Below are 7,345 nucleotides of genomic sequence, written 5' to 3' on the forward strand. Positions count from 1 at the left end.
GATTTGCGGCGGACGGAAGATGGAGGCTCCCAGAGCAGATCTGCCGCGGCTTGCGCGATCGGCATAGGTTGCGGGGATGCCGCTGCGCGGCGAGCAAGTCGCTTGTTATCCAGCGTCCTAAGATACGCGATCATCAGCTGGCTATTCTTCAAGCCGCCACAGGTCATCTTCACTCCCGCAAATGGCCGCGCGAGCCGGGCGCGGAGGCCCGCAATCGACCCGGAGCGTCGTCGAGGGCTGCGGCCTCCGCTTTGAACCGGCGGCCGGCTTCCTGCCATTAACACCCAGTCAGGGGAGGACGTTACGCGCTAGACCCAATGGAGCGTCAGCATGAGTTCTGTGACAGTTGACCTGATGGCCTCGCGCCGCACCGTGCTCGGCAGGGCAGCGATCGCTGCGATCGGAGCGATGGTGCTTCCCGCCGCGGGAGCGGCTTCAGCGAGCGCCGCCAAGAGCGCGCAGAAGTCGGTGGAATACCAGGGCCACCCGAAGGCGGGCCACAGCTGCAACACCTGCAAGAACTTCCAGCCACCCCAGAGCTGCAAGGTGGTCGAGGGGCCGATAGAGCCCTCCGGCTGGTGCGACAAGTACACGCATTCGTAATGGCGAACCTGGGGCGCGGTATCTTCTCGAACCTCTCGCGTCGGTTCGGTTTCGCCGTGGGCGCCACCCTTGCGGGGCTCATCCTGAGCGCGGGGCCGGCCGAGGCCGTCCCCGCCTTCGCTGCGCAGACCGACAAGCCCTGCCAGGCCTGCCACGTCGGCGGCTTCGGCCCGCAGCTCACACCGTATGGACGTGACTTCAAGCTGCACGGCTACACCGAGCGCTCCGGCCCCATTAACGTGCCGCTCGCGGCCATGGCTATCGCATCCTACATCCGCACACAGAAGGACCAGCCATCGCCGCCGGCCCCACACTTTTCGACGAACGACAATGTCGCCCTCGATCAGGTGAGCGTGTTCCTGGCCGGGGGACTGGGCTCGCATTTCGGTGGCTTCGTGCAGACGACATATGACGGCGTCGCAAGGGCCTTTACGTGGGACAACATCGACCTGCGGGCGGTGACCGTCACCCACGTGAAGGACAAGGAGGTTGTTCTCGGGCTCAGCCTGAACAACTCCCCCACTGTGGAGGACGCCTGGAACACCCTGCCTGCGTGGGGCTTTCCCTTCACGTCCTCCGCGCTTGCGCCTTCGCCCTCGGCCTCGCCGCTGTTCCTGGGCGCCCTCGCCCAAAACACAGTCGGCCTCACCGCCTACGCGTGGATCGATTCCACATTTTACGCCGAAGCCGGCGGCTATTGGTCCCCGGGGGAGTCCACGATCACCCGCCTGGGGGCCGACCCGCTGAGCCCGGGCGGTATCGATGGCGCGGCGCCCTACGGGCGGCTGGCCTACCAGACCAAAATCGGCGGGGGCACGGTCGAGGTCGGAGCCTTCGGCATGCGCACCGGCATCCATCCAGGCCGCGACCGCACCACCGGCCTCACCGATCTGTACACGGACTATGGCGTCGACGGCTCCTACCGGAACTCGCTCGACAACGGCGACGTCATCGCCGTCGACGCCCGCTATCTGCATGAGCGCCAGGCGCTGAACGCCACCTGCGCACTGGCGGGATCTCCGGGCGGCGCCTGCGCGGACACCCGTCTGGAGGACGCCCGCCTTAACGCGTCCTACTACTGGAGGGCCAAGATCGGCGCGACCGTGGGCCTCTTCGACACCTGGGGACCGGCCAACCCGTTTATCTATCCGGGTAGTCGCACCTTCAGTCCGGACAGCAGCGGCGTGATCCTGCAGCTCGACGGCACACCCTGGGGCGACGGCAAGGGCCCGCTGGGCAAGCGCTTCAACATGCGCGTGGGGGTCCAGTACACGATCTACAACCGCTTCAACGGCGCCGGCAGGAACTTCGACGGCGCGGGCGCCAACGCCTCGGATAACAACACGCTGCGGCTGTTCACTTGGATCGCCTACTGACCGCTCCCCGGTACCTATGCAAATCCGCTGGTAGCTGTCTGAAGCTACGCGGCGGCCTTGCTGTCCGGCGCCTGCTTCGCCGGGCCCCGTTTCACGCGAGGCTTTCGTCCCGCGCCGGAGCGTTCCTCTCCACAGGCTGTCACCGCAGAGCTTGCGGTCAGTCGTTCGAGATTTCGCGCGGCGTTGAGGTCGCGATCGGCCGCATAGCCGCGGGTGTCGCATGTGAAGATCCGCTGCGACAGCGCCAGCCCGGCCTTGACCGAGCCGCAGCAAGCACAGGTCTTGCTCGAGCTTGCTGTTGAAGCCCCATCGAGCGCGCTGTCACATCGACACCGCGCGGCTATCCTGCGGTCGCCGGGCCCGGACAGTTCCCAGGTGGCGATGATCACGGGCTGGTCTGATCTGAAGCGGACGTCGAGACCGTGAAGCGGCGCTGCGTCGCATGAGACGCGGTCGTGAAGGCCGTACTTGATAAGCTCAAAAAGACCCTATAGGAGAACGCCTCCCGAACGAAACCTGCAAACAGTTCTGCGAACTCCCGCATTTGGGGTCCAGCGGAAAAGGCCGAAACGCTCAGGTTTCTCAGGTAGATGGGTGCATAGCTCAGTTGGTAGAGCAGCTGACTCTTAATCAGCGGGTCGTAGGTTCGAATCCTACTGCACCCACCAAATTCTCCAAGAAAATTAGGTGGTTAGCGAGGTTGACATAACCTCGTTCTTCCATTTTGGCTGCTTGGGTAGCGCCTTGGGTAGCATTCTGTCGCAGCGCTAGTAGCGACCGTCGCGCCCCCCGGACCGTCGGCCCACGTGGGCCGTTGGGGGTGACCAAACGGTCCGGTAACCTGCTTCGCCGCTGCGCCTCGCTGGTCCGCCCCCCGGACACACCGGGGGGCGGTGAGGCGAACTAGTTCCAGCGGCCAACGCCAGAAAGGCCCTTTGCGTCGGAGTGGTAGGTTATCAGCCCCGTTCGGCCGGCCCACGGACCGTCCGGCAGCCCGCGCAGGTAGCCCCAGCAATTACTGGCAGCCGTGCCCTCCGGTTGGCAGCTATATTGCTGCTCATAGACGTGGGGAACTACGCAAATGCCCGTCGTGGGGAATTGAGCGCCGGGCGGGTTGCGCCAAGCCCCGCACTTGCCTTCTGCGGTCTCCTTCTTGCCGTTGAGATAGGTGACCTGCGCCGTGTACGTCGTGACCTGAACCCCCTGAAAGGCAGCGCCTTCTGCGGGTACGCGAATACCATCGACGACCTTGCCCGTCGTAACGAAGGTGAAGTCGTCAGCCGCATGTGCGGCGAATGGGGCTGCGGCAAGTAGCAGCGCGATAGTAAGAGCCTTCATGAGAAATCCCCCCAAATGGCCGGGACAGCCGGCAACAGATGGGAGCACGCCGCTCAGGCGTCTGCAAGAACATGGTTCCGGGAGCGGACGAGAAGCGCAAGATCCCGCCCGCAGCTTTCGGGCTCTCAGGCATGACAAGGACGCGCGGGAACTGCAAATTCACGGTCCGGTGACGCCCAGCGCCTAGCTGGGCCGGATGAGCCCGGTCCCGCTGTTCCCGAGGGCGGCTTTCCCTCAGCCAGGTGATGGGCTCGGCGTCGGGCCTCGAGGGTCTTCGCCAAGGCCGCCCCCCTGCCCTGATCTATCAGCTCTAGGTCTTACAGCGCCGATCCGGGGGGTCCCGTCCACCAACGACCCCTCCAAGACGTGAGCCGGCGTGGTGGGGGTAACAAGACCCACATTGAGAGACGCGAGAGAGACGCGGTTAAAGCCTGCGGTGACGAGGGATTTGCGCAAGGCCCCCTTAGCGCTCTTCAGAGCCGGACATTCGTTTCGCCGGGCGTGCCTTAGGCCGCTGAGACTCCCAAGGGAGAACCAGTCGAGAGGCGGCGCGAACGAATTTTGAATGGGCAGGAATTCCTCGATCGACTTCAACGAGTACGCGATGAGAACCGACAGCGAAATTAAGCGGGACGTGGAGCTTGAGCTGCGCTCGATCCGGACATCACGTCGGACGACATTGGCGTCGCGGTCAAGGACGGCGTGGTGACCCTCACCGGCTTCGTCCGCAGCTTCAGCGAAAAGTACGAAGCGGAACGCGGCGCCAAGCGGGTGTCCGGCGTCGTCGGACTGGCCAACGACATCGAGGTTCGCCTGCCGAGCTCGGAGGAGCGCCCCGATCCCGAAATCGCCCGGGAGGCGGTCTCCGCCATCAAGAGCCAGCTGCCCTACACGTTCGAGCACATCACTCCGGTGGTGAAGAACGGGTGGGTGACGCTCGAGGGTGAGGTGGAGTGGAACTTCCAGAGGGACCTAGCCGAGCGGGCCGTCCGCCGGCTGAAGGGCCTGCGGGGTGTCACCAACCTCATCCATATCCAGCCGCGGATCGCCCCCTCCGAGGTCAAACGGAAAATCGAGGAGGCCTTCAGGCGCAGCGCCGCGCTCGAAGCCGGCGACCACGGGCGCTGGTGGATGGGCCTGGGCGGCATCCTCTCGATCGTCGCCGGCGTCCTGCTGGGGATTATGCCGCTGCTCGGCGCCATCGTGCTCACTTGGTGGCTCGGCATCTACGCCATGGCCCTCGGCCTCACGCTGTTGGTGCTGGCCTATCGCCTGCGGTCACAGCGCCACACCGACCACCTGCATGACGCGACACCACACGCGGCTTGAACGACGTCTCCTCCTCGTGAAGTCCGCCCCGGAGAGCCTCTCCGACGCGACCTCGCCGAATCGCGACGCCCCCCCGCTCGCGGAGCCGCTGCTTCGGCCTCGGTCTTCCTGCCGGTGGAACGCGTAGCTTTCGGCGGTGATCGCCGCGTGACCTGCGGCTCGTTCGTCAAGACGGCTGGGAGCGCCCGCGGTGTCGCGGGGGACTTCCGGTCGACGGCGCGTATTACATATGTTATAACCAACACAAGACGGAGACCACCGCGATGATCGCCCTGAAGCTCACCCAGATCGGCAATTCCGTTGGCGTGCTCCTGCCGAAGGAAGCGCTCGCCAAGCTCGGCGCCGAAAAGGGCGACACTCTCTATCTGACCGACGGAGCCTTTGGCGACATGCGCATCTCCGCATATGATCCGAGGGTGGCGGAAGAGATCGCCCTTGGCGAAGAGTTCATGGACGACTACCGCGACGCCTTTCGTGTCCTGGCGAAGTGAGCGCCGAGCCTCGCTGGCCGGCCAAAGAGAGCCTTATCGCCCTGCAGGACCGAACCATCGCCCTCCACGGGGGCGCCCCGGGACTGCTAGATGAAGGTCTTCTCGAGTCCGCTCTCGCCAGACCGGCCAATCGGTTTCATTACGAAGGCGTCGACGACGTTTGTGTTCTCGCCGCCACCTACCTGGTAGCGGTTGTCAGCAATCATCCTTTTGCCGACGGCAATAAGCGAGCTGGATTCCTGGCCGCCGGCCTTTTCCTGCGATTGAATGGCCGGCGGTTGGTCGCCGAGCAGGCGGATGCTGCGCGGGCTGTACTGGCGATCGCCGCAGGACGTCGCGATACTGCAGAGATCGGCGCGTGGATCCGCGATCGGTCGAACATCACCTAGATCGTCCGTCGCAGTCCGTTGAGAATTCGATGTCCGGCATCAGGCCGAAGCCCGTCTTCGAGCAAGGGTCCCGCATGGTCCACTGGCGGCAATATCTCGGCATTGGTGGAGGCGACAGGCTTAGACCGCGGTTCGGGTCCAACTCAGCGGGGACCATCAATGCGGCAAGATCGTGGTCACCCGATATGCATCGGACTTTGAGGACGTGGGCGTTCGGGTCGCGGCCTGCATTAACTGGACGAAATCGATTCACGAAATTCCCGGCTTCGGCGCCATCTTCGCGCAAACTGGAGAATGTTAGCGTTAGACCGCCAGCACGGACCCGCCAGGGGCGCGCTCAGCCGAGCGCCACGCCGGCCAGACGGCCGACGCCGAAGGTCACGGCGGCCGCGGCGTAGCCGATGATCAACTGCCGGGACGCCGAAAAGAAGATCCCGCGCCCGGTGAAGAGCGAAGTCCCGGCGCCGATGGCGCAGAGCGCCAGGCCGCTCAGCGCCAGGCTCAGGATCGCTGCGGTCCACCCGCCGACGAAGAAGAAGGGCGCGACCGGGAAGATCGCGCCGGCAGAGAAGAGCAGGAAGGAGGCCGTGGCGGCGGACCAGGCCGAACCCCCGAGTTCGTCGGGATCAATGCCGAGTTCCTCCCGCACCAGGGTGTCGAGGGCGGTGTCTTTGTTGCTGAGCAGTTCGCCCGCCAGAGCCTTGGCCTGCTGCTCGCCCAGGCCCTTGGCCTGGTAGATCAGGATGAGCTCCTCCCTTTCCTCCTCGGGCGAATGCTCCAGCTCCGCGCCCTCGGTGGCGATCTGCTTCTTGTAGAGCTCGCGGGAGCTATTCACCGAAAGCCATTCGCCCAGGGCCATGGAACAGGCACCGGCGACCAGGCCTGCGATGCCGGTCAGAAGGATGGTGTGTTGCGCCCCGGTCGCGCCGGAGACGCCCATCACCAGGCTCAGGTTGGAGACCAGCCCGTCGTTGGCGCCCAGAACGGCGGCCCGGAGCGAATTTCCCGCCGCCCCGCTGTGCCGACCTTCGAGGGTCGCGACGCCGGGGCCCGCCAGGCCCAGTCCCGTCGAGGCCGCGGCCGCGATCAGCCGCGCATGCGAGCGCTCGTCGGTCGGCAGCCCCCGGGCGACAGCCTCGGGCTGGCGGTCATAGGCATCGATGTCGCGGGCTTCGGCGGCGGCGATGGCGGGCAGCACGAACGACGGCCCGAAGCGCTTCGCCAGGAAGCCGAGGGCCCGGGCCCGGAAGCTGGGGCGCAGGCGCGCCGTCCGCGCGTCCTTACGGTCAAGCTGGTTGCGCCAGAACTCCGCATGCGCCGATTCCACTGCGGCCAGCTTGGCGTAGACCTGCGCGAGATTGGGATCGGATTCAGCCTTGGCCAGGGCCGAGTAGATGGTGACGCTGTCCATCTCGCCCTGGAGATTGGCGCGATAGCGGCGCGCATCGCCCGCCTCGCCGGATTGCGCGGGTTTCGGATCGGGATCCGCCATCGCCCACCTCTATGACACGGCCGCCTCCCCGGGGGATTTGGTCGCGGGGAGACCGTCGCTCAAGGGGGCGCGCGAGCCACCGGCCGGAGGGCCGCGTCGCCGCGTCTCCGTCGGACTGCTGGACTGCGCTCGGGGCGGGTGGGAAAACAGCTGAGGCAATGCGGGGGTCAGTTTTCCATGTCGCCTCACAATTGGACCTCTCTGTTCGCCCCTGCTTGGCGGTATTTCCAGGCTCGATCCCAAGCTCCTCGTCACGAGTTTGCCGGCACGACGCCGAATGACCGACGAGTGTCAGCAGCGGTCCTCGGCTTCCGCCTCCGATCGATG

Annotated in this window: 8 protein-coding genes and 1 tRNA gene; 6 read left to right on the forward strand and 3 right to left on the reverse strand. The window is 65.6% G+C overall.

All coding sequences use genetic code 11. The annotated features are described in order from the left end of the window. Positions 1-330 precede the first annotated feature (330 nt). Both VGI62_RS09475 and VGI62_RS09480 read left to right on the forward strand, forming a co-directional pair. Positions 331-603, forward strand: a complete 273-nt coding sequence (locus VGI62_RS09475) for a hypothetical protein (RefSeq protein WP_331504233.1) — start codon at positions 331-333, stop codon at positions 601-603. Next, a complete protein-coding gene (locus VGI62_RS09480) occupies positions 579-1,979 on the forward strand; it encodes a hypothetical protein (RefSeq protein WP_331504234.1) in 1,401 nt (466 codons plus the stop codon). The genes VGI62_RS09475 and VGI62_RS09480 overlap by 25 nt, the downstream gene beginning before the upstream one ends. A 44-nt stretch (positions 1,980-2,023) precedes the next feature. Here the strand turns inward: VGI62_RS09480 and VGI62_RS22370 are convergent, their stop codons facing one another. Continuing rightward, on the reverse strand, positions 2,024-2,368 hold the full coding sequence (locus VGI62_RS22370; RefSeq protein WP_349257048.1) for a zinc ribbon domain-containing protein: 345 nt from the start codon (positions 2,366-2,368) through the stop codon (positions 2,024-2,026). 203 nt (positions 2,369-2,571) lie between these two features. Here VGI62_RS22370 and VGI62_RS09485 point away from each other — a divergent pair. After that, positions 2,572-2,647, forward strand: a tRNA-Lys gene (locus VGI62_RS09485). Between the two features lie 235 nt (positions 2,648-2,882). Here VGI62_RS09485 and VGI62_RS09490 read toward each other — a convergent pair. Next, a complete protein-coding gene (locus VGI62_RS09490) occupies positions 2,883-3,317 on the reverse strand; it encodes a hypothetical protein (RefSeq protein ID WP_331504235.1) in 435 nt (144 codons plus the stop codon). A 702-nt stretch (positions 3,318-4,019) separates the two neighbouring features. On the opposite strand from VGI62_RS09490, the gene VGI62_RS09495 reads away from it, so the two are divergent. The 3 genes from VGI62_RS09495 to VGI62_RS09505 all read left to right on the forward strand — a co-directional run bounded on the left by VGI62_RS09495 (position 4,020) and on the right by VGI62_RS09505 (position 5,526). Continuing rightward, complete coding sequence (locus VGI62_RS09495) at positions 4,020-4,646, forward strand: BON domain-containing protein (protein WP_331504236.1); 627 nt, start codon at positions 4,020-4,022, stop codon at positions 4,644-4,646. 263 nt (positions 4,647-4,909) lie between these two features. Continuing rightward, positions 4,910-5,137 carry an AbrB/MazE/SpoVT family DNA-binding domain-containing protein gene (locus VGI62_RS09500; protein WP_331504237.1) on the forward strand — a complete coding sequence of 76 codons (228 nt, stop codon included), beginning with the start codon at positions 4,910-4,912 and terminating at the stop codon, positions 5,135-5,137. Next, entirely contained in the window at positions 5,134-5,526 is a 393-nt protein-coding gene (locus VGI62_RS09505) for a type II toxin-antitoxin system death-on-curing family toxin (protein WP_331504238.1), read from the forward strand. Before VGI62_RS09500 ends, VGI62_RS09505 begins: the two co-directional genes overlap by 4 nt. A 337-nt stretch (positions 5,527-5,863) precedes the next feature. Here the strand turns inward: VGI62_RS09505 and VGI62_RS09510 are convergent, their stop codons facing one another. Continuing rightward, the gene (locus tag VGI62_RS09510) at positions 5,864-7,018 is read right to left on the reverse strand and encodes a VIT1/CCC1 family protein (protein WP_331504239.1); all 1,155 of its coding nucleotides are present in this window, start codon (positions 7,016-7,018) and stop codon (positions 5,864-5,866) included. Between the last annotated feature and the right edge of the window lie 327 nt (positions 7,019-7,345).

This window comes from Phenylobacterium sp., from assembly GCF_036495085.1.
Taxonomy (GTDB): domain Bacteria; phylum Pseudomonadota; class Alphaproteobacteria; order Caulobacterales; family Caulobacteraceae; genus Phenylobacterium.